Origin of the sequence: Chromohalobacter nigrandesensis (assembly GCF_023061285.1) — a bacterium.
Taxonomy (GTDB): Bacteria; Pseudomonadota; Gammaproteobacteria; order Pseudomonadales; family Halomonadaceae; genus Chromohalobacter; species Chromohalobacter nigrandesensis.
On sequence record NZ_JAKGAM010000003.1, the window covers coordinates 138948 to 162455 of the forward strand.

At 60.0% G+C, this 23508-nt stretch carries 20 protein-coding genes and 1 tRNA gene; 7 read left to right on the plus strand and 14 right to left on the minus strand.

Annotated elements, in window-relative coordinates; translation table 11 throughout:
• Window positions 1-76 precede the first annotated feature (76 nt).
• The 5 genes from L1073_RS06005 to L1073_RS06025 form a co-directional block, all read right to left on the minus strand.
• Window positions 77-937: a PA4780 family RIO1-like protein kinase gene (locus L1073_RS06005; protein ID WP_246897596.1), complete on the minus strand. Its 861-nt coding sequence runs from the start codon at window positions 935-937 to the stop codon at window positions 77-79.
• A gap of 226 nt (window positions 938-1163) precedes the next feature.
• Window positions 1164-2558 (minus strand): ATP-dependent RNA helicase DbpA, encoded by a 1395-nt coding sequence (dbpA, locus tag L1073_RS06010; RefSeq protein ID WP_246897598.1) that lies wholly within the window; start codon window positions 2556-2558, stop codon window positions 1164-1166.
• Window positions 2559-2726: 168 nt separating this feature from the next.
• Window positions 2727-2803 (minus strand) — tRNA-Arg (locus L1073_RS06015).
• A 21-nt stretch (window positions 2804-2824) separates the two neighbouring features.
• Window positions 2825-3670: an HpcH/HpaI aldolase/citrate lyase family protein gene (locus L1073_RS06020; protein WP_246897599.1), complete on the minus strand. Its 846-nt coding sequence runs from the start codon at window positions 3668-3670 to the stop codon at window positions 2825-2827.
• 11 nt (window positions 3671-3681) lie between these two features.
• Window positions 3682-4887 carry a CaiB/BaiF CoA transferase family protein gene (locus tag L1073_RS06025; RefSeq protein WP_246897602.1) on the minus strand — a complete coding sequence of 402 codons (1206 nt, stop codon included), beginning with the start codon at window positions 4885-4887 and terminating at the stop codon, window positions 3682-3684.
• Window positions 4888-5043: 156 nt separating this feature from the next.
• Between L1073_RS06025 and L1073_RS06030 the strand changes: the two genes are divergently transcribed.
• Window positions 5044-5964, plus strand: a complete 921-nt coding sequence (locus L1073_RS06030; RefSeq protein WP_246897604.1) for a LysR substrate-binding domain-containing protein — start codon at window positions 5044-5046, stop codon at window positions 5962-5964.
• A gap of 40 nt (window positions 5965-6004) precedes the next feature.
• Here the strand turns inward: L1073_RS06030 and rep are convergent, their stop codons facing one another.
• The 4 genes from rep to pyrE form a co-directional block, all read right to left on the minus strand.
• Window positions 6005-8062, minus strand: a complete 2058-nt coding sequence (gene rep, locus L1073_RS06035) for a DNA helicase Rep (protein WP_246897606.1) — start codon at window positions 8060-8062, stop codon at window positions 6005-6007.
• Window positions 8059-8562, minus strand: coding sequence for a tRNA (uridine(34)/cytosine(34)/5-carboxymethylaminomethyluridine(34)-2'-O)-methyltransferase TrmL (gene trmL / locus L1073_RS06040; protein WP_246897609.1), 504 nt, complete (start codon window positions 8560-8562; stop codon window positions 8059-8061). The genes rep and trmL overlap by 4 nt, the downstream gene beginning before the upstream one ends.
• Window positions 8563-8764: 202 nt before the next feature.
• On the minus strand, window positions 8765-9319 hold the full coding sequence (locus L1073_RS06045) for a YfaZ family outer membrane protein (protein ID WP_246897611.1): 555 nt from the start codon (window positions 9317-9319) through the stop codon (window positions 8765-8767).
• 80 nt (window positions 9320-9399) lie between these two features.
• A complete protein-coding gene (gene pyrE, locus L1073_RS06050) occupies window positions 9400-10086 on the minus strand; it encodes an orotate phosphoribosyltransferase (RefSeq protein ID WP_246897613.1) in 687 nt (228 codons plus the stop codon).
• Between the two features lie 93 nt (window positions 10087-10179).
• On the opposite strand from pyrE, the gene L1073_RS06055 reads away from it, so the two are divergent.
• Entirely contained in the window at window positions 10180-10947 is a 768-nt protein-coding gene (locus tag L1073_RS06055) for an exodeoxyribonuclease III (RefSeq protein ID WP_246897615.1), read from the plus strand.
• Window positions 10948-11025: 78 nt separating this feature from the next.
• Here the strand turns inward: L1073_RS06055 and rph are convergent, their stop codons facing one another.
• Complete coding sequence (gene rph / locus L1073_RS06060; RefSeq protein ID WP_246897617.1) at window positions 11026-11748, minus strand: ribonuclease PH; 723 nt, start codon at window positions 11746-11748, stop codon at window positions 11026-11028.
• 163 nt (window positions 11749-11911) lie between these two features.
• On the opposite strand from rph, the gene L1073_RS06065 reads away from it, so the two are divergent.
• A complete protein-coding gene (locus L1073_RS06065; protein ID WP_246897619.1) occupies window positions 11912-12775 on the plus strand; it encodes a YicC/YloC family endoribonuclease in 864 nt (287 codons plus the stop codon).
• Window positions 12776-12793: 18 nt separating this feature from the next.
• On the opposite strand, the gene L1073_RS06070 is transcribed toward L1073_RS06065, so the two are convergent.
• The 3 genes from L1073_RS06070 to L1073_RS06080 all read right to left on the minus strand — a co-directional run bounded on the left by L1073_RS06070 (window position 12794) and on the right by L1073_RS06080 (window position 17748).
• On the minus strand, window positions 12794-13285 hold the full coding sequence (locus tag L1073_RS06070; RefSeq protein WP_246897621.1) for a DUF4411 family protein: 492 nt from the start codon (window positions 13283-13285) through the stop codon (window positions 12794-12796).
• Window positions 13282-14421, minus strand: a complete 1140-nt coding sequence (locus tag L1073_RS06075; protein ID WP_246897623.1) for a helix-turn-helix domain-containing protein — start codon at window positions 14419-14421, stop codon at window positions 13282-13284. The genes L1073_RS06070 and L1073_RS06075 overlap by 4 nt, the downstream gene beginning before the upstream one ends.
• A 96-nt stretch (window positions 14422-14517) precedes the next feature.
• Window positions 14518-17748 (minus strand): DEAD/DEAH box helicase, encoded by a 3231-nt coding sequence (locus L1073_RS06080; protein WP_246897625.1) that lies wholly within the window; start codon window positions 17746-17748, stop codon window positions 14518-14520.
• Here L1073_RS06080 and L1073_RS06085 point away from each other — a divergent pair.
• The 4 genes from L1073_RS06085 to L1073_RS06100 all read left to right on the plus strand — a co-directional run bounded on the left by L1073_RS06085 (window position 17739) and on the right by L1073_RS06100 (window position 22015).
• Entirely contained in the window at window positions 17739-18002 is a 264-nt protein-coding gene (locus tag L1073_RS06085; RefSeq protein ID WP_246897627.1) for a hypothetical protein, read from the plus strand. The two genes, L1073_RS06080 and L1073_RS06085, sit on opposite strands and share 10 nt — an antisense overlap.
• A gap of 373 nt (window positions 18003-18375) precedes the next feature.
• Window positions 18376-19929: a Na+/H+ antiporter NhaC family protein gene (locus L1073_RS06090; RefSeq protein ID WP_246897629.1), complete on the plus strand. Its 1554-nt coding sequence runs from the start codon at window positions 18376-18378 to the stop codon at window positions 19927-19929.
• A gap of 311 nt (window positions 19930-20240) precedes the next feature.
• On the plus strand, window positions 20241-21623 hold the full coding sequence (locus tag L1073_RS06095; RefSeq protein WP_246897631.1) for a PAAR domain-containing protein: 1383 nt from the start codon (window positions 20241-20243) through the stop codon (window positions 21621-21623).
• Complete coding sequence (locus L1073_RS06100) at window positions 21620-22015, plus strand: hypothetical protein (protein WP_011505624.1); 396 nt, start codon at window positions 21620-21622, stop codon at window positions 22013-22015. The genes L1073_RS06095 and L1073_RS06100 overlap by 4 nt, the downstream gene beginning before the upstream one ends.
• An 88-nt stretch (window positions 22016-22103) precedes the next feature.
• On the opposite strand, the gene L1073_RS06105 is transcribed toward L1073_RS06100, so the two are convergent.
• Window positions 22104-23261, minus strand: a complete 1158-nt coding sequence (locus tag L1073_RS06105) for a Fic family protein (protein ID WP_246897632.1) — start codon at window positions 23259-23261, stop codon at window positions 22104-22106.
• Between the last annotated feature and the right edge of the window lie 247 nt (window positions 23262-23508).

Sequence of the window (23508 nt, forward strand, 5' to 3'; positions counted from 1 at the left end):
AGCGTGGCCGATATCCTTTGAGAGACCGCTCGGCGCTTCAGGATACCCTTACCTCCTGCAGCGCCAGCCGGGTAACTCAGTCGTCGTCGTCCAGATCGTCACGCTCGCGTTCGCGGCGCTCCTCGGCCTCTTCGCGGGCATCGTCGATCACCGCCATCAGCTCCATCACGTCGACGTCGAGGGTGTCGGGTTCGAAGTGTCCGGTGAGCCGGCTATCCGGGTGCAGCTCGCCGGCTTCATAAAGCGCCCAGATTTCCTTGCCGTAGTCGGTATTCAGCAGCGCCGGATCGAAGCGCCCGAACCAGGCACGCATATTGTCGACGTCGCGCACCAGCAACATCGGCGCGCTGTTGTTGCCCGCCGCGTCGACCGCCTGGGGCAGGTCGATGATCACCGGCCCATCCTGATCGACCAGCACGTTGAACTCGGAGAGATCGCCGTGTACCAGTCCGACACATAGCATGCGCACCACGTCGGTGATGATCCGATCATGATACTCGCGCGCCTTTTCCGGGCTCAGCGACACTTCGCCAAGCTGGGGGGCGACGCCGTCTTCGCCGTCGCTGATCAAGTCCATCAGCAGTACGCCGTCGACGAAGCCATGCGGGCGCGGCACGCGCACATCCGCTGCCGCCAGCCGGTACAGCGCATCGACCTCGGAGGTAAGCCAGGCCGTTTCCTGCTCCTTCTGGCCATAGCGAGTCTTCTTGGCCATCGCCCGGGCACGCCGTGTGTTGCGCGCCTTGCGGCCTTCCTGATACTGAACGGCCTGCTTGAAGCTACGCTGGCTGGCTTCCTTGAAAACCTTGGCGCAACGCAGTTCGTCACCGCAGCGCACGACGTAAACCTGGGCTTCCTTGCCGCTCATCAACTGGCTGACGACCTCATCGATCAACCCGTCGTCGATCAGGGGCTGGAGTCTCTTGGGTACTTTCATATCACCTTATTTATGGTATGAGCCGGTAATCGGCAAAGCATCGCATGGTCGTCCATCAATGCAAGCGCCAGAAAAGCAGTCTAGGGAGGAAGCGCTGACAAATAGTCGAGCGGGATAAAGCGCAAGGCGCACGGAGCACAGGAACCGGAGCCTATGGGGTATAGGTGAGGATTCCGCGCACCGCGCAACGTAGCGATTTGCCCGCGCAGACATTTGTCAGGGTTTCCTAGCGGGTGACACGGCGCGCCCGGAAAGACCGCCCCTTGATCCGCCCATTGGCGAGCTGATCGAGTGCAGACTGGGCGACCTCGCGCTCGACGGCGACAAAAGCGCTGCGATCGGTGACCTGGATCTTGCCGACCTGCTCGCCGGCGATACCGCCCTCGCCGGTCAACGCGCCGAGGATATCCCCGGGGCGCACCTTCTGCTTCTTGCCGGCGCCGAGTTGCAGCGTTGCCATGCGCGGCGTGAACGGCCGCGCGTCGCCACGCAGCGGCGGCAACGGCTCGCAGGCCAGCGCCTCGCCGAGGAAATCGCCAAGCTTGTCGAGCCGATAATATTCGCTCTCGGCGACCAGCGTGCAGGCTACGCCACTTCCGCCGGCTCGACCGGTGCGTCCGATGCGGTGCACGTGGACCTCGAGTTCGCGGGCGATCTGATAATTGAACACCGCGTCCAGGGCGTCGATATCCAACCCGCGCGCCGCCACATCGGTGGCGACCAGGATCGACACGCTCTTGTTGGCGAACATCGCCAGGATACGATCGCGATCGGGCTGCTCCAGGTCCCCATTGAGCGCCAGCGCGGAAAAACCCGCCGCGTTCAGGGCGTCGGCGACCTGCAGGGTCTCGCGCTTGGTATTGCAGAACACCACGCTGGATTCGGGGCGGATATCGAGCAACAGCCGCTTCAGTGCCGGCACGCGGGCATCTTCGCCCGCGACACGGTAGAAATGCTGACGGATGCTGGTGTCGTCATGGGTCGAGGCAACCTCGACGTTCAGCGGCTCGCACATCATGCGCTCGGCGATGGGCCGGATACCCGCGCCGTAAGTAGCGCTGAACAACAGCGTCTGGCGCGAGACCGGTGCCTGGCCGACGATCGCCTCGATGGCCGCCTGAAAGCCCATGTCGAGCATGCGGTCGGCTTCATCCAGCACCAGCGTGTTCAGCGCGTCGAGTGCCAGCGAGCCCTTGCGCAGGTGCTCCTCGATGCGCCCCGGCGTGCCCACCACCACATGCGCGCCATGCTCCAGTGAGTCACGCTGGGGCTTGAGCGGCGCCCCGCCACACAGCGTCAGCACCTTGACGTTACCGAGCCCACGCGCCAGCCGGCGTAACTCGCCGGCGACCTGGTCCGCTAGCTCACGAGTCGGGCACAACACCAATCCCTGCACGCGAAACGCCTTGGTCTCGAGCCTTGAGAGAACCCCCAGGCCGAATGCGGCGGTCTTGCCCGAACCAGTCTGACCCTGGCCGATCACGTCGCGCCCGGCGAGGATCGCCGGCAGGCTCTCGGCCTGGATCGGCGTCATGGCGTGATAGCCAAGCGACTCCAGGTTGGTGAGCAGCTCTGGCGCCAGCGGCAAGGTAGCGAAATCGGATGATGGTGAATCGGACACGGCGGCAAATCCTGTCGTGAAGCTGGCCACGCCATGCGCGCGAATCAGGTGACGCGTGATAGCGAGTGAGTGACCAAAGATGGAATGGCGGCAGGATAACAGAATCGCGCCAGCAGCGTGCGCGCAAGAAAAAGCCCGCGAGATGACTCGCGGGCTTTTATAGATTCGTGGCCCGCCCTGAAGGATTCGAACCTTCGACCTTTGCCTCCGGAGGGCAACGCTCTATCCAGCTGAGCTAAGGGCGGAACGCGGCATATCCTACTGCGTCAGGACAGGGGTTGTCCACCGCGAACGCCCGCTTCGTGCTTGGCGAGGATGCCTTGGGCGCGGCGAATGACCGGCGCATCGACCATCTGGCCTTCGACGCTGAACGCGCCTGCCTGGTGGCTGGCGCCGTCGACCACTTGCCTGGCCCAGGCGACGTCGGCCTCGCTGGGGGAAAACGCGTGGTTGACGGCGGGCAACTGCCGGGGATGAATGCATAGCATGCCGGCGAAGCCCATCTCCTTGGCATGAACGGCCGTTTGCGCCACGGCATCCGTGTCATCGATGGCGGGATGGGGGCTTTCAAGCGGCGCGGCCAGGCCCGCCGCGCGCGAATGGACGACGAGTTGATAGCGCCCCTGATCGAGCATTTGCCGAGCGCCCGGCGTCTCGGGTGTCAGCCCCAGCTCGGTGATCATATCCAGCGCCCCGAAACTCAGCCGTTCGACGCCAGCAACGCCGGTCAGGCTAGGCAGCGCCAGCAGGCCTTGCGCCGTTTCGATCAGTGGCCACAACGGCTTGCCACAGGCAGCGGCTTTTTCCAGTGCCTGGCAGGACTCGGCCTTGGGCACGATCACATGCGTGATCGCCGCCTGGCGCGCGCACATCGCCAGATCGGGTTCATAGTGCGGGGTAGCGTGGGCATTGATGCGCACCATGAGAGAGGCCTGTGGATTGTCTGCCAGAAACGCCTCGAGCGCGTCCCGTGCATTGGCCTTGTCGCTGTCGGCGACGGCGTCTTCCAGGTCGACGATGACGGCATCCGCCGGGCTGGCCAGAGCCTTGGCGATACGATCCGGCCGGGTGGCCGGCACAAATAGAAGAGAGCGCAGGGCGTGTGGATTCATCAGAAGCTCCGTCAGATGATGCGGTTATCTTTCAAGCGCTGGATATCGTCGCGACCATAATCCAGCTCGGCAAGGATCATCTCGCTGTGCTCACCCAGCGCGGGTACCGGCTGCATCCGAGGAGCATAAGCACTGCTTTGTCCCGGCGGCAGCAGGGCCGGAATCTCGCCCGCCGGGCTGTCGATACGCGTCCAGCGCTGACGCGCCTTGAGTTGCGGATGCGCCCAGACGCCATGCATGTCGTTGACGTTGGCATTGGCGATCTGCGCCTCATCGAGGCGTGCAAGCACTTCTTCCGCCGTCATCCCGCCAAATACGCGCACGATAAGAGCGCGCAACTCGTCACGATGCTCGGAGCGCCTGGCATTGGTGGAGAAACGCGTGTCTCCAGCCAGCTCAGGCTGCTGCAGCACCTTTTCACAGAAAGCCTGCCACTCGCGCTCGTTCTGTAGGCCCAGCATCACAGTCTTGTCGTCGCCGGTCGGAAACGGTCCGTACGGGTAGATAGTGGAATGCGAGGCGCCGGCTCGAGGCGGCGGTTCGGCGCCGTCGAACGCATAGTACATGGGATAGCCCATCCACTCGACGAGACTCTCCAGCATCGACACGTCGATATGGCTACCCACACCGGTGCGTCCGCGCAACAACAAGGCAGAGAGAATATTGCTGAAGGCATACATGCCGGCAGCGATATCGGCGACCGAACAGCCCGCCTTGGCCATGCCTTGCGGGTCCGGCGTGCCCGTCGTCGACAGAAAGCCTCCCTCGCTCTGAATCAAAAGATCGTAGGCCTTCTTGTCATGATAGGGACCGTCTTCGCCATAGCCCGAGATGTCACACACGATCAGTCCTGGAAAGTCGGCGTGCAGTGTGTCGAAGGACAGTCCCAGACGCGTCGCGGCACCCGGCGCCAGATTTTGTACCAATACGTCGGCTTGACCCAGCAAACTGTCCAGAATCGTCCTGGCCTCGTCATTCTTGACGTCGAGTGTCAGGCTTTCCTTGGAGCGATTGGTCCAAACGAAATGAGAAGACAAACCGTTGACCCGCGCATCGTAACCACGCGCAAAATCGCCGACGCCAGGGCGCTCGACCTTGATGACGCGCGCGCCCATGTCCGCCAACTGCCGGGTGCAGAAAGGTGCGGCGATCGCGTGTTCCAGGCTCACGACGGTCACGCCGTCCAGGGGACGTTGAAAAGTCGATAATGCTGTCATGCATGTGTTCCTTGGCTGTCGCCTATGGGGCTGGTGCTTTCAGCATGCACTGAGACAATGCGTATGGTGAATTTGCATTTACGCAAGGCGGGGTTTGGCCAAGCCGAACACCAAAGACTGTGATTAAACCTTCACTTAATGCTCGGGAAACACATCATGCATTTCGATTTGCCGGATTTGCGCTTGTTCGTTCACGTTGCCGAGGCCCATAGCATGACGGGCGGGGCTCAGCGCGCCCACCTTTCAACGGCATCCGCCAGCACCCGTATGAAAACCCTCGAGGGCCAATTAGGCAGTCGGCTTTTCTATCGCAGCAGTCAAGGGGTGGAGACGACCCCGGCGGGTGAGCGGCTACTCCGGCATGCGCGGACGATCCTGCGGCAGGTCGAGCATGTAAAAACCGATTTCTCGGGCTATGCCGAAGGGGCGGCCGGTCATCTACGCATCTTTGCCAACACGACGGCCGTGAGCGACTTCATGCCGGACGTATTGGCTCAATTCCTTGCCTCCCGGCCCGGCGTTACCATCGATCTCAAGGAACGCTTGACCCATGACATCATGCGCGGCGTACTCGATGGGGCAGCCGATATGGGCATCGTGGCGGGTGACGTCACATCACAGGGACTGCAATGCGTGCCTTTCAGCCGGGACCGACTGGTCCTTGTCGTCCCGCAAGGACATGATCTCGCGGCAAAACATCAAGTCGCCTTCCACGAAAGCCTGAATTATCGCCATGTCGGTCTGCACGACGGCAGCACGCTGATGCAGTTCCTGAAAGAGCAGGTTCAGGATCTGGGACAACCCCTCCCCCTGAGAATCCAGGTTCTCGGCTTCGAGTCCGCCTGTCGGATGATCGAGGCCGGCGTGGGCATCGGCATTCTACCGGCCTCTTGTGCCCAGCGTTATCGGCAAACGATGGACATCAGGCTCATTGCATTGCAGGACACATGGGCCCACCGCGAACGTAGCATCGTCGTCCGCGAAGTGGATGCCTTGCCGAGTTGTGGCCAACAGTTGCTGGATGCCATCGTCAACTATCCGGGGTTTGTCGAACCTGGCCAGCTAAAAGCAGAATGACCCCGAGAAAGCCCCACATGCACCGGCGCCGAGATCCACGCTACCCCAACAGCGAGCGCAGCCCAGCAATGGCGTCCTTGCCGCGCGCCTGTTTTTTCTCGGGGTCTTCCTTGTCGGCGCGGCCTTCCCATTCCAGGTCGTCCGGCGGGAGCTCCTCGAGGAAGCGGCTAGGAGTGCAATCGAGCAGCTCGCCGTAGGTCTTGCGCTGACGGGCCAGCGTCAGTGTCAGCGTGCGCCGCGCGCGGGTGATGCCGACATAGGCGAGGCGGCGTTCTTCTTCGATGGTGCCGGCCTCGATCGCGTTACGGTGCGGCAGCAGCTCTTCCTCCAGCCCCATCAGATAAACATGCGGGAACTCCAGCCCCTTGGAGGCGTGCATGGTGAGTAGCTGCACCCGGTCGGAGTCGTCTTCCTCGGCTTGCTGCTCAAGGATGTCGCGCAACACCAGGCGCGATATCGCCGACTGTACATCGTCGGTCTCCTCGGAGGCCTCGCCGTCTTCATCGTCACGATGCATCGACTTCTCGAGCTGGTCGACCAGCGTCCACACATTGGCCATGCGCCGCTCGGCGACGGTCGGGGCGCTGGCGTTCTGGAACAGCCAGGCCTCGTAATCCATGTCGCGCAACATTTCGCGAATCGCCGCGATGGCATCGCCTTGATCCATGCGCCGGCGCACCCCGTCGATGAAGTGCGTGAAGCGCGACAGGCGCTCCACGGCACGCGTCGGCAGGACCTGTTCGAGGCCGATTTCATGGCAGGCGGCGAACAGGGAGACATGCCGCTCGGTGGCGTAGTTGGCAAGCTTTTCCAGCGTCCCGGGGCCGACCTCGCGACGCGGCACGTTGACGATACGCAGGAAGGCGTTGTCGTCGCCAGGGTTGATCAGCAAGCGCAGGTACGCCATGGCGTCCTTGATCTCGTTGCGCGAGAAGAACGACGTGCCGCCGGAAAGCTTGTAGGGAATCTGGTAATGCTGAAGCTTGAGCTCCAATAACCGCGCCTGGAAGTTGCCGCGATACAGCACAGCGAAATCGCGCCACTCGGCGCGCTCCTTGATGCGCCGGGTGAGGATCTCGCTGGCCACGCGCTCGGCCTCGGCTTCCTCATGGCGATTGACGATGACGCGAATGGCGTGGCCCTGGCCCATCTCCGACCACAGGGTCTTTTCGTAGACGTGAGGATTTTGACCGATCAGCGTATTCGCCGCGCGCAGGATGGTCCCGGTGGAGCGATAGTTCTGCTCCAGCTTGATCACGTTGAGACGCGTAAAGTCCTCGCCCAGTGTCACCAGGTTCTCAGGCCGCGCGCCGCGCCAGGCGTAGATCGACTGGTCGTCGTCGCCGACCACGGTGAAGGTGGCGCGCTCGGCCATCAGCAACTTGACCAGTTGATACTGGCTGACGTTGGTGTCCTGATACTCATCGACCAGCATGTAGTGGATCTTGCGTTGCCAGCGGGCCAAGGCGTCGGGATTGTCGCGCAGCAGGACCACCGGCAGCAGGATCAGGTCGTCGAAATCGACCGCGTTATAGGCCTTGAGGTGACGGTTGTAGGCTTCATACACCCGCGCCGCGTACTGCGCGTCCTCATCCGCAGCATGGGAAATCGCCTGCCCCGGCAGCACCAGATCGTTCTTCCATTGTGATATCTGCCCCTGCACGACGTTGATCTGCTCGGCGTCGGTATCCGCTTCCTTCTGCATCAGATCGCGCAACAGCGCCTTGGCGTCTTCCGGGTCGAACAGCGAAAAGCCCGGCTTGTAGCCCAGCGTCTTCAATTCGCCACGAATGATATTGAGCCCCAGGGTGTGGAAGGTCGACACCGTCAAGCCGTGGCCCTCGCGGCCCTTGAGCATCTGCCCCACGCGCTCCTTCATCTCGCGCGCCGCCTTGTTGGTGAAGGTCACCGCCGCGATCTTGCGCGCGCTCATCCCGCATTCCTGCACCAGATAAGCGATCTTGGTGGTGATCACGCTGGTCTTGCCGGACCCCGCGCCCGCCAACACCAGGCACGGGCCGTCGATATAACGCACCGCTTCCTGCTGGCGCGGATTGAGGCCGGCAATGCGCTTCTGGATCGAGGTGGGGAGGCTCATGCGTGAACCGTATCCGTCGCATTGACGCCCGCCACGGGAGCGGCTCCGGCGAACTCGAGCTGGCGCCAGGCTTCAAAGACCAGGATCGCGCAGGCGTTGGAAAGGTTCAGGCTACGGCTATCCGGCAGCATGGGGATGCGCAGGCGTTGCGCCTCCGGTAGCGCCTCCAGCATTGTCTGCGGAAGCCCGCGTGTTTCGGGGCCGAAGACCAGCGCATCGCCTTGCCGATAGGCGACGTCGTGATACCCGGTGCGGCCGCGCGTGGAGACCGCCAGCACGCGCGCCGGTTGCACGCTTTCCACAAAGGCATACCAGTCGGCATGCACCTTGACCCGCGCCCACTCATGGTAGTCGAGCCCGGCGCGGCGCAGACGCTTGTCGTCGAGCGCGAAGCCCAGCGGCTCGATGAGATGAAGACGAAAGCCGGTGTTGGCGCACAGACGGATGAGATTGCCCGTGTTGGGCGGAATTTCGGGCTCAAAGAGTACGATATCGAGCATGAGGATCACTCTGCCAATGGCGGCGATGTGCCTGCATGATACGCAATCGGCGCCCCGAATGGGACGCCGATGTTGCTTTCTACAGCGCCCCGAAGCTGGCGCCACCGCTCGTAGCTCGTAGCTCGTAGCTCGTAGCTCGTAGCTCGTAGCTCGTAGCTCGTAGCTCGTAGCTCGTAGCTCGTAGCTCGTAGCTCAGGATATGCTAGAAGCCGACGCTGACTCCAAATACCGGGCCGCTATCGAGGGTATGCTCACCGCTCTCGTCGAAGTCGGTGCGGTAATAGCGATAACCGCCATAGAGATAAGTCTGCGAGACGACATTGACCCGTGCCTGGGCGCCGTACTCGTAGCTCTTCTCGATGTCGCCGTGGCTCAGGCCGTCCGGCGTATAAAAGCCGTAACCGCCCACCGAGGTCAGCGGAATCGGTGTATCGACGAAGGCCGATCCGCCGAGCCCGACGCCACCACCGTCACCGTAGTGCGTGTCCTGGTATTGATAGCGCGCGCCCACCGAGAGATCGACCAGCGGCAGATACGGCGAGAACATCAACGACCCGGAATAGGCATCGGCGTCATGGCCGCTATCGTCGGAGGTGAAGTAACCGACACTGGCACGCAGGGTGGGAAAGATGCTCTGGCTCGCTTCGATCCCCTGCGAGTCGGCGCCGGCATTGGCGGAAACGCTGAGCGCCATGGCCTGCTGGCTGGCTAGCAGGAGACCGGCGGAGGTGAGTGCGAAACCGAGTGACTTGATCATGGGAGACTCTCGCAAAAGATGGTGAACACCATCATCACTATGGCATAATCGCTTCAGTTTAGAAACGCCGTTTTAAAACCTTAGCCGTCGAGCTGCACGCCGTAACGATCACGATACGCGCGAATGGCCTCGGCATGGGGCTTGAGGCCCTCACCGGCATGCGTTTCGAGGTAAGTCAGCACCTGGTCGAGCGTGACGATACTCACCACCGGCATGGCGTAGCGCGCCTCGACCTCCTGGATGGCACTGCGGCGCTGGGCGCCCTCTTCGGCCTGGCCGCACTCCTGACGATCGAGAGCGATGACCACGCCCGCCGCCTGGGCATCGGCGGCATCGATCAGGTCCATGACCTCGCGGATCGCGGTACCCGCAGTGATGACGTCGTCGATGATCAGCACCCGCCCGGCGAGCGCGGCGCCAACGATATTGCCGCCTTCGCCGTGGTCCTTGGCTTCCTTGCGGTTGAACGCGAACGGCAAGTCGCGGTCATGATAATCGGCCAGTGCCACGGCCGTGGTGGTAGCAAGCGGGATGCCCTTGTAGGCCGGGCCGAAGAGCACATCCGCCTCGAGACCGCTATGCGCGATAGCCTGCGCATAGAAGCGGCCCAGACGCGCCAGGGCACGGCCGCTCTTGAACAGACCGGCGTTGAAGAAATAGGGGCTGACCCGCCCGGACTTGAGAGTGAATTCACCGAAGGTGAGCACGCCTTCTTCGATGGCGAACTCGATGAATTCCTGCTGATATGGTTGCAGTTGCGCGGTCACGCCGGACTCCCTATCACCCTGATCGCTATTACACATTTACCTAAACGTCGAAAGCTCAGGTATCATACACGCGCGACGAAAAAGGGACCATGTATGAAAATCGCCAGCATCAATGTCAACGGAATCCGCGAAGCGGTCGGGAGGGGGTTTCTCGACTGGCTGGCCAACCAGGACGCCGACGTCATCTGCGTTCAGAACCTCAAGGCCAAAAGCTTCGAACTCGACGACAGCATTCTTTTCCCCGAGGGGTACGAAGGCTATTTCCTGGACGCCGAGGAAGACGGTTTCTCGGGTGTAGGACTCTATTGCCGCAAGATTCCCAAGGCCATCATGTACGGGCTGGGCTTTCCCCAGTGCGATAACGAAGCGCGCTTTTTGCAGGCCGATTACGACCGCTTCAGCATCGCCAGCTTCCTGATGCCCGACGGTAGCGACATGGAGGCCAAGCAGTCCTTCATGAGCCAGTATCAGGAATATCTCAGCAAGATGGTCAAAAAGCGCCGCGAATACATCATCTGCGGCACTTGGCACATCGCGCACAAGACCATCGATCTTGCCAACTGGGCCGATAACCAGACCACCCCCGGGTTTCGTCCCGAAGAGCGCGCGTGGATGGATCAGGTCTTCGGGCCGATGGGCTATATCGATACCTTCCGCGAGATCAATCGCGATGCCAGTCAGTACACTTGGTGGCCCAAGCTCGACCAGGACGTGCCTCGCATGCGTCAGGAAGGCTGGCGCCTCGATTACCAGATCGTCGGCCCCGACTTCCGCCGCCACGTGGTGGATGCCTGGATCGACCGCGACGCGACTTTCTCAGAATTCGCGCCGCTCATCGTCGAGTACGACCTCGAGCTGTAACGTCGCCGGTCCCGCGCAAATGACGACGCCGGCCCCAGGCCGGCGTCGTGCGTTCTTGCCGCATGCTAGCGTCCGCGATCAGTCGCGAAAGCCCAGCGCCTCGCGCTGATGGGCGAATAGCTTACTTCCGGCACCTTCGGCCAGGTCGAGCATCGCGTTGAGCTCCTGGCGGGTGAACGTCGCCGTTTCGGCCGTGCCCTGCACCTCGATCAAGCCGCCATCCTCGGCCATGACCACGTTCATGTCGGTGCCCGCCGTGCTGTCCTCGGGATAGTCGAGATCCACCACCGGCTGGCCCTTGAAGATGCCCACCGACACCGAACTCACCAGCTGCTTGAAGGGATCCTTCTTGATCAACTTCTCGCGCTGCAGATGATGGATCGCATCCACCAGCGCTACGCAGCCACCGGTGATCGACGCCGTGCGCGTGCCGCCATCGGCCTGGATCACGTCGCAATCCACGGTAATGGTGAATTCGCCGAGCTTCTTGAGATCCACCACCGTACGCAGCGAACGGCCGATCAAGCGCTGAATCTCCAGCGTACGACCGCCTTGCTTGCCCCGCGTGGCCTCGCGTCCGCCACGGGTGTGGGTCGCGCGTGGCAGCATGCCGTATTCCGCCGTGATCCACCCCTGATGCTTGCCACGCAGCCAGCGCGGCACGCCGGCTTCGACACTGGCATTGCACAGTACCTTGGTGTCACCGAAGCTCACCAATACGGAGCCCTCCGCATGGCGCGTATAGCCCCGCTCGAGCGTGATCTCGCGGGGTTGATCGGGCTGTCGTCCACTCGGGCGCATACCACCTCTCTGCATCGTCAATCGAAAAAACCAAGTTCGAAACAATCAAGTCGCGCTCATGCCGCGACGATCCACACATTCTACACTCAAGCGGGCCTCAAGCGGACCGGGAATCGGTTAGACTGCAGGATTAAAGAATGGCTTCGCAGCGCAGGAGAATCGCATGGCTTACAGCATGACCGCCTTCACCCGGCAGACTCAGGACGCCGACTGGGGCAGCTTGCAGCTCGAATTGCGCTCGGTAAATCAGCGCTACCTGGAACCGCATTTCCGCCTGCCGGACAACCTGCGCGATCTTGAACCGCATTATCGCGATGCGCTGCGCAAACGCCTCTCGCGCGGCAAGGTGGAATGCACGCTGCGCTTCGAGCCGGCTAATGACAACACCACGCTCCGCGTCAACGAGACACGCCTGGCCTCGCTGGCCCAAGCGCTGGGCACGGTGCGCGCACAGGTCCCCGACGCCGCCATGCCCGATGCTCTGGCGCTGCTCGATCACCCCGGCGTGCTGGAAAGCGACGGGCTCGACCTCGAGCGCGTCCAGCATGCCGCCCACGCACTCTTCGATGCCGCGCTGGACGACCTGATCGCCGGCCGCGCCCGCGAAGGCGAGCGCCTCGCGCAGTTGATCCGTGACCGGCTCGAGGGCATTCGCGCCGTGGTCGCCGAGGTCCACGCCCATTTGCCCGAGATTCTGGAACGCCAGCGCGAACAACTGGTCGAGCGCCTGACCGCCTTCAAGGCCGAACTCGACCCCCAGCGCATCGAGACCGAAATCGCCCTGCTCGCCCAGAAGGCCGACGTCGCCGAGGAACTCGACCGCCTCGAGACCCACGTGGCCGAGGTCGAACGTCAGCTCACGCAAAAAGGCCCCGTCGGCCGCCGCCTCGACTTCCTGATGCAAGAACTCAACCGCGAAGCCAACACCCTCTCCTCGAAATCCGTCGTCGCCGACACCACCCGCTGCGCGGTGGAACTCAAGGTATTGATCGAACAGATGAGAGAGCAGATTCAGAATTTGGAGTGAAACGGTTTAGCGTTTGGATTATTGACCGAGAACAAACCTAGCTTCTAACTCACGTAGAAACCGGAAGGTATTAAGGCAGGGCACTTCGAATTGCTGGCAGATATTAGGTACTTTAACTTTTCGTGTATTAACGGCCGCGACAGCTTCATGGGTGACCACGCTGGCGCCGATGGCTTTAGCTTTGGCAATAATCCACGGGTCGGCTTTTGCCAGAAAGTTGTCGCGATTGCCGGGGTTGTAGTCGCCTTCCATAACGAACTGCACGATTTCAGCGAACAGTAATTGAGTTCGCTCGTCGTCGTTGTTGATGAAGTGGTCTGGCCGTTCGCGGGCCCAACCGGCAAGCTCATCCTTGCCTTCTTTTAGCTCGCGGCCAATCATGTCGACACTGGCAATGTTACCTAGCGCAAACTGCCTATCCAGCCAGTCCCAGTAAGCGGGGCAAATATCCATGCCGTAATACTGGTTTTTCGCTTCGATATAGGTATTTGCGTCCAGTAAATATCTCAAATGCCCAGCTCCTTAGCGAAGCGCTCCATCTTATTCGGTTTGACACCGCCCAGCAGGGCACTTGCTTCACGTAACATCAACTGACCGCTCAGTGCTTCACTGACGACCGCTTTGGAGAAGCGTTGGCTGATTTGAGCCTTTTTGGTTTGGAAATAAGTGGGTGTACCACTACGCTCACGCATTTTATATAGCGCTTGCTGTTCAGCAATATAGCGACCGTACTGCGCTTGAGAGATAAGATTGAGCGTCAGCGCACGCCGCGCCAATGTCCAGGTGCTGACGTGAAAATGAGCTTCCAGCGTGGGTAAGTTATCTTGCCAGTGGGCTAAATCGTGCTGCCAAAGAGCGCTAAACTCTTGCTCGGGTACTAAAAATTCTGCCGCGACGGCATTACAAAGCACTTCTTGTTGGCGGTTCGTACTAGCATTTCCGTCGGAAATGCCAGACTGCCCAATCCAGATATGACAAAGCTCATGGATTAGGGTGAACAAGCGCGCACCTAGTGCATCGCCATGATTGACGAAAACGATCGGCGCGTAGTCATCCACAATGGCAAACCCGCGAAACTCCTCAACGCGCAAAGGGCGTGTGTGATGTCCAAGATTGCTTTGACGCATCACCAAGATGCCCAGCGCTTCGGTTCGCTGGGTCAAATCACGGTAATAGTCATCCCACTTACCGCGTTCAGGGTGATCCCCAACCCCTAACTGGGCGCGCATGTCGGCGACGATGTCAGCGGCAGAGTGGTGGGCAGAAAAGCGTCCAACATATGGGTTGGGCCCAGCAAAGTGCTGCTTTAAGTAGTCCCGGTACCATTCCTGACGCTGAAGCATCAGTTTGATCAGATCCAGAAGCTCTGCACTTGGCCGAGTGACACCTTGGCCTTCCAACGTTCTAAGGTCGGGGATGGGAAGCGTTTCTTCAGGTGGTTCCGTAAGAAACAGATAACCAAAGGGGACGTGAGCCTTTGCGGCAAACTGCATCGCCTGGCGAAAGGTGATGGGCTGCTCTCCAACCTCCCATGCCTGCAGCCTTTCTATGGTTACCCCACATTTGCGGGCAAATTCAGGCATCGGGATGCCAGAGCGCTCGCGCGCCCAGGTCAGCATCTGGATGTTGATATTTGCCTTGGTCATGTAACACTGCCTATGAATTACTTTCAAAAATAGAAAACCTTGAACCGAGTCTAGCAGCGCCAAGCATGGCGCCCAATAGAGGCGCTCCAGGAACTGCTACTCAGTTCCTGGCACCAAGGCCTCCTTCGCCTCCGAGAAGTATTTTTTACTTCCCCAGACACCTGTACTCCCCACCACATAAACCCGCCTTTTCGCCCTTGTCAGTGCGACGTTGAGCAGGTTCGGCTTGCTGGATGCCCACTCTGCCGCCCCCGGCGCATCCGCCGACAGTCCCAGCACGAAGATGACGTTGTCCTCTTCCTTGCCCTGGAAAGTATGTACCGTCCCCACCCGTTCTCGCAGCCAATCGCACAGCTTGTCGTGGCCACCGAAGACATCTGCAGGTAGCTCCCGTTCGAGGTGCCGCCTGACACCAGTTGCCACTGCCTTGAACGGCGAAATTACATAGACGCTCGGCGGTTCGCCGGTCTTTGCAATATGTGGCTTGAGCATCCAGGCGACCTGCTCTGCTTGCACGGGTACGAAGTGCTTGCCCTGAACGCTGCCTTCCACGTCGAACCAGCGGCTGTCTCCCGGGCCCGGCGGTAATTCGTCGTTCCCATGGAGCATCTTGTCATTGTAGGCGATGCGATTGGCGATGCTGAACATGGGCTCGTCGCAGCGCCGATGCACGCGCAGCGGGCTACCGACCCAGAACTCATCGGATATCTCGTTAGTGCCATAGGGATTGGCGCGATCCGCGACGACCTGAACCGACGACACCGTCGGCGACCATTTGCACCAGTCGCGATCGAACTCGCTTTTGGCGATGGCCTCAACCAAGCCAGCAGGCACGGTGAAGACCGGCTCGATCTGTAGTGGATCACCGACGACGACGGCCCGCTTGGCACGCCAAAGCGCTCCGACGGCCTGCTGTGGCGGGGCCTGCCCCGCTTCATCCACGAACAGCCAGCCGATCTCGCCTTCGTTCAGAGCTCTGAACTGGTTGGATACCGACGCAAACGTCGATGACACCACCGGTACGATCATGAACAGCATCTGCCACAGCGCTTTTGCCGCATCGCGGTCATCGATGCTGCCATTCAATACGGACATCAAAGCGCTCATCGTCGGCCAAAGCTGATTCTTCTTATCGGCATAAGCGGCGGCGAGCCATGCCTGATGCAGCTCGAAGGCGCGTGCCGTCAGTTGGGCCCGCGCTTGATTCAGCGCGTTGCAATGGCCAAAGGAAGTACGCTGCACCGCCGGTGCTTCCAGATCCACCGCGTCGTCGGGCAGCAGAACATCAGCGTAAGTTTCTTTCAGGGGTGCGCATTCTCGACGCTCCGTTTCCAGCCGTCGTTCCATTGAGGTCAGACGCTGCTGACTTACTTCGGCCTGCTGTGCGGCGCGTTGTTCTCGCTGTTTTATCTGCTGGAGTACCGCTCGGTTCTTGCAGTATGCACCCAATGGCCACAGCGGCACCTTCTTTGCCTGCCGCTTACTTTTCCAGAGCGCAGCACGAGAGGCAAAGCCGCGGTGTGTCTCGGCCTGGCGCCTGGCGGCATCGGTTTGGATTTCCAAGCGCTGAAGATCTTGCAGCCGCTTGAGATCCTTTTGAACCGCTTCGACTTGGCGCTCGGCTTCCTTGAAGGCCCGCTGCGCCGAGTGGAAGTCTCGCTTCGTATCGCGACCTTCCGCCAGCGCCTTGAGCGCCGGTATCAGCGTCGAGTAATGCTCGGCATCGTCATGCGCCTCGCACTGGTTGATGGGCTTGAACAAGACCCGCTCGCCAAACGTATTGCGGTTGCCCTTCTTGCCCAACGACGTGGCAATCAGCCCCCAGCACTCCTTACCTGGCGTGAGCGCGTCGACATGCAGTTTGCCGTCGCTTCGCTCGTCATGGCTGGCAGCGAGTTTCTGCCCGACTGGCTTCAAATACGCAAGGTCATGATAGGCCGCGCCCAGCGCCTTGGATTGCGGCAGTTCCCGTGTGACGTTCTCGACCGCCGCATTGTTGCTGGACGTGACCACCATCTCGAAACCCGTCAGCTCGGGAATCAGCGTTTTGATGGGTTTCAACTGGTCGTCGATATTGGCGTGCACATCCTCGCCGAACGCCGCATCTGGCGATGAGAGCGATGCCAGCACCTCAGCACGCTTGACCACATTGCGCGCTACCAGATCACGTAGCATCGTCGTCTTGCCGGTGCCGGGCGGACCATTGACGGAGTAGAGCCCGGTTTCCGCGAGCGTCTCATCGAGCGTATTGATCGCGAACTGCTGCATCAGGCTCATCGAATGCGCATCTTCGCCCGGCCAGCGTCCTGCCGGCATGCGATCCAACGCCAGGTTGCGCATGAGCAACGAGCGGCCCTCAGGCAGCAGCAGATCGGGGTGGCGATCACACTCACCCTGAAGATATCGCGCCAATGGCGAGCCGGGTGCCAGCCCTTTCGTTTTGGCTTGCTCGATGACCGTTTCCAGATCGCGAATGAAGAAGCTATTGAGAATGGCGATCTCGTTGATCGAAGGCGTCTCTTCGTCCGACGGCGCTGTAGATTCCTGATCCGTTGAGGTGTCTTGACTCGCGAATTCCAGTCGCGGAGTAAGCGCGCTCACCGCTGACCATTCCAGCGCATCGCGAGCGTTGTCCGTTGCCGATTCGTCAGCACCTGCCTTGCTCCCGAATAGCTGAACGACCAGTGCCGGCGTCTCGCCCTGAGGTGAAAACGACGTCCAGCCCTGCATAGCCTTGAGTATCTCGATCAGCTCGAAGGTGGTGAGCTTAGGCGGTAGCTGGTATTCGCGCTTGAGGTTATCCGCCACCGTCAGGATGGTATTCAGTCGTTCTTGGAATACCTCAGTCGCATCATCGAACGCCTTGATCGTAACGTCATCCAGGGCACCCTGCTGCAACGCACCCAGCATCCACGGGGCCGTGGAGATGGCAAAGCTCTCGCGATCCACGATTCCGTTTGCATCAACTTCCACCGTCATCGAGCAGGTCAGCCCCTCGTCGCGGCTGCGCTCCACCCAGGCCTCGGTCTTTTCCGGGTACGCATCACGTGCGACACGGAAAATTTCGCTGCGCGCGAACAGGCCGAGATAAAGCTTGAAGCGATAGGCTTTCTCGGGCCGATAATTTTGACCGGCGCGCCGGATCTTCTCCGAGTCCAGCCACGGCAGGCAGTTTGGCGCTTCCAGCAGCTCATCGCTGCGGTAGTGAATGGCGCCTTTGCCGTGATCGATATCCTTGAGTTCGGCGGATTCGAAAAACTCGACCTTGTGCCAGAACGACAGTATGCGCTCGGCCTGCGTGGATGAGGACGAAGAGGATGACGTCATGCCGTGGCCTTTTTCCTTGTGCGTTTTGTGGGCGCCTGCGCCGCCCGTTCTGCCTTGATGCGCGCCAGCAGCGCCTCGGCGATATTCTCGCCGTTGATCAGTTCTGGCTTTCAGTAGCCAGCCGGACCCGTCTTGCCGCGATCGACAGCTATTCTCGGTGGCTACGTATGGTTTTAATGTGGATCTTTGGTGGCGGTATTGTAGGAGGATTCACCGTGATTTTCGCTTGCGCAATGAGCTTGGCAGGCCGCTAAATACGTTCATTATCCGTAAGTGTCCGGGTTCGCCTTACTGGCAAGAGGCGCGCTCTTATCCTACAAATACGCAGCCTTTCCAGCATTCGCAACCTGGTCGCCGAGGCCCGCGCGCATCTGACCGCCATTCTGGACAACCAGCGCGAGCAACTGGTCGAGCGCCTGACCGCCCTCAAGGCCGAACTCAACCTGCAACACCTGTAAGCGGAAATAGTGATGGTGGCACACAAGGCCGTTGCTTAATTATCTTCAGTGGAGTGCAGTGGGCCTTCCCGTTGGCTTGGATGCCAACGGTATGCCGGCAGGGCTTCAGCTAGCCATGTCTGGATTCGCCGAAAAACAACTCACAACAATTACATGATGGAGACGCTTTATGTCCTTTGGCCTATTTTCCCTGTTCCCTCCGTTGCTCGCGATCGTGCTGGCGCTGATGACCCGCAACGTGATTCCCGCGTTATTCTGTGGGGTGTGGCTGGGGGCGACAATGCTCAGTGGTGGCAACCCGGCGACCGGGCTCTACGATAGCTTCGCGGATTTCATCATCCCCAGCGTGGGCGATGAGTGGAGCGCCACCGTGCTTATCTACTGCGGCCTGTTCGGGGTGCTGATCACCGTACTGCAGCGAACTGGCGGTGCTCATGCCATCGCACGGGCGATTGCCTCCAAGGTTGCCTCTCCGCGTGGAGCCCAAGGTGCCACACTGGGGTTCGGGGTATTGATCTTCTTCGAGGACTATTTCAATGCGTTGACGGTGGGAAGTGTCATGCGGCCAATCACCGATCGCATGCGCGTCTCACGAGAAAAGCTCGCCTACATTGTCGATTCGACCTCGGCGCCAATGTGCCTTTTGGGGCCCGTATCCACCTGGGTTGTGTTCGTGATGGGGCTGATCGGCACCCAGCTTGGTGAGATGGGCATGACGGGATCCGAGTATCTGATATACCTTTCGTCGATTCCGCTCAATTTCTATGCCTGGCTGGCGCTGCTGTTGATTCTGGTGATCGTCGTCACCCAGTGGGACTTCGGCCCCATGGCACAGGCCGAGCAGCGCGCACGGATTAGTGGCAAGTTGTTAGCGGATGGCGCCCAGCCGCCTTCGGATCGCGAAGCGACCGAGATGATGGGCGTTGCCGAAGAGAGCTCACGCAAGCGCAACATGCTCGTGCCGATCGTGGTGCTGGTGGGAATGATCCCGCCCCTGTTCTTGTGGACCGGCAACTTCCCCGAGAACGACCTGATCACGGCAATGGGAGAGGCCGAGGGTGGCCTGTCGATCCTGATCGCAACCTTCGTGGCGGTCAGCGTCGCGTTGGGCATGGGACTGCAACAGCGGCTGTTCGATTTTCGCGAAGCGATGGACCTGGTAGTCACCGGCATCAAGAGCATGACGCTGGTTTACATTATCCTCACCCTGGCTTGGTCAATCGGTAGCGTGACCTCGCAACTGGGCACCGCGGATTACCTCGTCACGCTGGCCCAGGCTGGCATTGCGCCGAGCCTGATTCCGGTACTGCTGTTCTTGATCGGTTCGCTCGTCGCCTTCACCACCGGCACCTCCTATGGCACCTTCGCGATCATGATCCCCATCGCCATGCCGGTGGCTGCTGCCATGGACATGTCGTTATCGTTGGCCATTGCCGCTGTACTCAGCGGCGGTATCTTCGGCGATCATTGCTCACCGATTTCGGATACCACCATCCTCTCCTCGGCTGGCTCTTCGTGTGACCACATCGACCACGTACGGACCCAATTACCCTATGCACTGAGCGCAGGAACATCCGGCATCATCGCCTTCTTCGTCGCCGGGCTGACAGATTCAGCCTGGATAGGAGGGCTCAGCGGGGTGGCCGCACTATTGACGGTAGTGTTTGTGCTGCGTTGGGTATGGGGCCCGAAAGCATCTGCACAGTACGACGCGGCTAGCTGACCATGCCCCCGCAGGTGGGGGCCTTTACCCCCGCCTCGCAGGCCATCGGACACTGGAGCGCCGGTATGGATACGTACCGGCGTTTCCTGGCTCTTATGGTCGGCAACCTCCACGCTGGGGGGCTAATTGAACGCTGACCAGTCAGCCCGGGAGGCACAAAAGCTCGTTACCGATAGTTTCAATACTGGCGCGATTCACTGAAATCTCTGTAAGAGATCCGATATCAAACCACGAAGCGCCAGCATACGCTTTGTGATTGCCACCAATCCTGCAATAGACTCCGAAGCCGTAAATTTAGTAAGGGATGCCTAATGTTAAAGCCCGGCGACGGAATGATTCGATTGGGAGACGCCACTAGTCACGGCGGTAAGGTCATCACCAGCCAGAGCACCTATATCGTTCATGGCAAACCGGTCGCCGTCGTCGGTGACAAAGTCACCTGTCCGGCGGATGGTCACGGAGGCGTCTGCACCATTGTCGAAGGCAACCCCACGCTTCGGATCGACGGTAAGCAGGTCGCCTTTCACGGCTGTCATACATCCTGCGGTGCCGCGCTCATCTCGTCCATGAATGGAAGGCACATGATTGGTAAGGCAGGCGAGATGAGCCGCCCGGTCCCGACGCCCGTCTTTTCGCCTGCCGCAGCGGCTGCCGGCAAGGTGATGAGCAACGAGACCGCAGAAAAAGAGAGCCAATCGAACATTGCGCCGGGGTGCCACGTCGTTCGCGAAGCCGGCTACCGCGATCAGATCAAAAGCAACCTCCTGCCTTCACCAACGGCCGATATCGATGCCATGTTCGAGCGGCTCAACACCCACCTGCCCGACTACGTGCTACCCGGCTCCCTGATCGTGCTTAGCGACCCCGAGAACCAGATGTGCATGGCCGAGGAACAAACGCTGCAAGACCAGGCCCGGCTGGCGCAGCAGACCGTCCAGCAGCTCAGGCCGGAACAGGCCAGGGTCATGATCGATAATTGGGGCGCGATGATGGAACTATCGGACGCCATGGGGAATGCCTCCACGGCAGCCGGCACTTCGGCGGGAACGCTCCAGGCACTCAAATCAACGATGGACGAGACATGGCACGATCTGGCTCAGGCATGGGAATCCGGGAGCCGGAGGGGAGAGCAGATTCTCGAACGTGCGACAGCACCAATAGTGGGTTGGATGGATCGAAAATTCGGGCTCGAGGACAAGCATCGAACGCTCAAGGCCAAGCTCGGCGTTTTGCAGGATAAGGCCGTTCACACCGTAGAACAGGCGATGGCTGGGTTTGCCGAGTTTCATGTCCCAACGGTAGCGGAGGGAATTCAGAAAGCCGGGAAATTCGCCCGCACACTGGACGTGACGAACTACGTCGCCATTGGGCTGGATATCATGTCGACGCGGTTGGCCGTCGAACGAGCCTGCAACGATATCAATGCCACCAAGTCCTGCCGGCAGGTTGAGCTTGAAGAGTACATAGGCTTGGGAACAGGTATAGTCGGAGGATCTGCCGGTGCATCCGCAGCTGTCTCAAATGTAGGTCGAGTATGCTTGGCTATCGGTTATCACCCCATGGGACGCCTTGCTTGTACTGTAGTGCTGGTGAGTGGAGGGGCCTATGGTGGATCCACTGCGGGTAAAGAGGTAGGAAGACGTGCAGGTTCAGCCATCTACGAATATTTTCACGAAGAAGGTGGAACGAAGTGAATGACTCACTGCTATGGGGAGGATTTTTGATAACGTTCGTCGGCATTGTAACTATCTCAGCCCTATTAGTCGTTGTCGGCGTAATCCTAGCTCCCATGATCATTCACAAGGCAGACAAGGCATTGAGTATTTTGCTCCCGGATAATGAACTGCTCTTCCAGGGGCTTCCTCTCTCATATACTCGGCTGGGTACTTACGGGCGAATGTTGCTTCTCAAGGACACTGGCTGGTATCAGAGTCGGGTATTTGACCAGCGTCCAGACCGAGAAAGAGCGATTGCTGAAATGCCCGTCAATTTGCGACGAACAGTAACATGGCTGTACGGTGCCGGATCTCTAATTTGTTTCTTTACTGTGCTATTAATGATTATTTTCCTGCTGTTGGATCGCTAGTCCTCTCTGGGACGCACACGTATGAGCCAGCACGATATCTACGTGACTCTGGGCGGATGCAGCTTCTGAGTGCAACACCGTCAATGCGTTACTCATCCCGATTCAATAGATCGATATAGGCCCTATAAGCAAACACCCGGTTACGTTTCTGGCCGGTCAATTCCTGAACAATGCCGAGCTGGTTCTCCAGCGCGTCCAGCACCTTTCCGATCGTGGCATGGGTCAGCCCGGTTTCTCGATGCAGCGTGGCGATGTTCACTACCGGATGGCTAAACAGCGCTTCCAGCACTTGGGTCGCGGAACCCGCCTGTCGGCCAAGCTCAGTAAGACGAGCTTTATCCTGAGCAAGCAACTTACTCAACGCCTGGGCCGTTGCCACGGCATGATTGGCCGTATCGGTAATGGCATCGACGAAAAAGAGCAACCAGCTCTCCCAATCGCCGGTCAGGCGCACCTGCTGGAGATGCTCGTAGTACACCTGACGGTGACGTTTGAAAAACACCGACAGGTACAGCAGCGGCTCCGTCAGGATGCCCGCCTGCACCAGAATCAAGGGGATCAGCAGACGCCCGAGCCGACCATTGCCATCCATAAAGGGGTGAATGGTCTCGAATTGCACATGCGCCAACGCCGCCTTGATCACCGGCTCGGTTGCCGTGGGCTCGTCATTGAGAAAACGTTCGAAAGCACTCCAGCAGTCGGCGATCTGGTTCGCCGGTGGCGGCACGAAGGCGGCTTCGTCCGCGCGATGGCCGCCGATCCAGACCTGGTTCTGTCGAAACTCACCCGGGCGGCGATGCGTACCGCGCCCATTGGTCATTAGCGCCTGGTGGAGTTCGAGCACCAACCGAATGGTGATCGGGTGCCCTTCGCGAATGCGCTGAATACCCAGATTGAGCGCACGCACGTAGCAGGAGACCTCCTGCACGTCGTCCATGGGGACGCCGGGAATGCCTTCCATCTCGTAGATCATCAGATCGCTAAGCGAGGACTGCGTCCCCTCGATCTGCGATGACATCACCGCTTCTTTACGCACGTAGCTGTAGAGAAACAACTGCGCATCGGGCAACAACACCGAGATGCCATCCAGACGCCCCAGGGCAACGTGCGCTTGTGACAGGCGCGCCTGAAGCTTGTCGTCGAGCGATAATGGCGGATCGGGCGGCAGTATCGCAGGGACAAAGGCCTGGCAATTCACACCGCCCGCGATGCTGGGAACATGATGACCGGTCAGCCCGCGACGCATGAGCGTCCCTCTCGGAAGTTAAAATACGCTCTCCCACTATTTCATTTTTATCCATAATTTGAAATAGAGAAGCCTTTAATTTTAACATCCTCCGTTGGCGAGATTGGCTGGGTGGCGACCTCCAGCGCTTTCAACCCGATCCCATCGACGCTGGCCTAGCGACCGAGCACAGCAAGCAGAACACCACCACGGCCAAGCGCCATCCATGTAGTCGAAATCACTACCGACCCTCGACTATGGGCGTAGA

Excerpts from the sequence above, each read along its gene's own strand:
- L1073_RS06020 (WP_246897599.1), bottom strand. The coding sequence starts at position 3,670 with ATGAATCCACACGCCCTGCGCTCTCTTCTATTTGTGCCGGCCACCCGG.
- L1073_RS06030 (WP_246897604.1), top strand. The coding sequence starts at position 5,044 with ATGCATTTCGATTTGCCGGATTTGCGCTTGTTCGTTCACGTTGCCGAG.
- L1073_RS06090 (WP_246897629.1), top strand. The coding sequence starts at position 18,376 with ATGTCCTTTGGCCTATTTTCCCTGTTCCCTCCGTTGCTCGCGATCGTG.
- L1073_RS06045 (WP_246897611.1), bottom strand. The coding sequence starts at position 9,319 with ATGATCAAGTCACTCGGTTTCGCACTCACCTCCGCCGGTCTCCTGCTA.
- trmL (WP_246897609.1), bottom strand. The coding sequence starts at position 8,562 with ATGCTCGATATCGTACTCTTTGAGCCCGAAATTCCGCCCAACACGGGC.
- rph (WP_246897617.1), bottom strand. The coding sequence starts at position 11,748 with ATGCGCCCGAGTGGACGACAGCCCGATCAACCCCGCGAGATCACGCTC.
- L1073_RS06005 (WP_246897596.1), bottom strand. The coding sequence starts at position 937 with ATGAAAGTACCCAAGAGACTCCAGCCCCTGATCGACGACGGGTTGATC.
- L1073_RS06080 (WP_246897625.1), bottom strand. The coding sequence starts at position 17,748 with ATGACGTCATCCTCTTCGTCCTCATCCACGCAGGCCGAGCGCATACTG.
- L1073_RS06055 (WP_246897615.1), top strand. The coding sequence starts at position 10,180 with ATGAAAATCGCCAGCATCAATGTCAACGGAATCCGCGAAGCGGTCGGG.
- rep (WP_246897606.1), bottom strand. The coding sequence starts at position 8,062 with ATGAGCCTCCCCACCTCGATCCAGAAGCGCATTGCCGGCCTCAATCCG.
- L1073_RS06025 (WP_246897602.1), bottom strand. The coding sequence starts at position 4,887 with ATGACAGCATTATCGACTTTTCAACGTCCCCTGGACGGCGTGACCGTC.
- L1073_RS06085 (WP_246897627.1), top strand. The coding sequence starts at position 17,739 with ATGACGTCATGCCGTGGCCTTTTTCCTTGTGCGTTTTGTGGGCGCCTG.
- L1073_RS06075 (WP_246897623.1), bottom strand. The coding sequence starts at position 14,421 with ATGACCAAGGCAAATATCAACATCCAGATGCTGACCTGGGCGCGCGAG.
- L1073_RS06065 (WP_246897619.1), top strand. The coding sequence starts at position 11,912 with ATGGCTTACAGCATGACCGCCTTCACCCGGCAGACTCAGGACGCCGAC.
- L1073_RS06095 (WP_246897631.1), top strand. The coding sequence starts at position 20,241 with ATGTTAAAGCCCGGCGACGGAATGATTCGATTGGGAGACGCCACTAGT.
- L1073_RS06105 (WP_246897632.1), bottom strand. The coding sequence starts at position 23,261 with ATGCGTCGCGGGCTGACCGGTCATCATGTTCCCAGCATCGCGGGCGGT.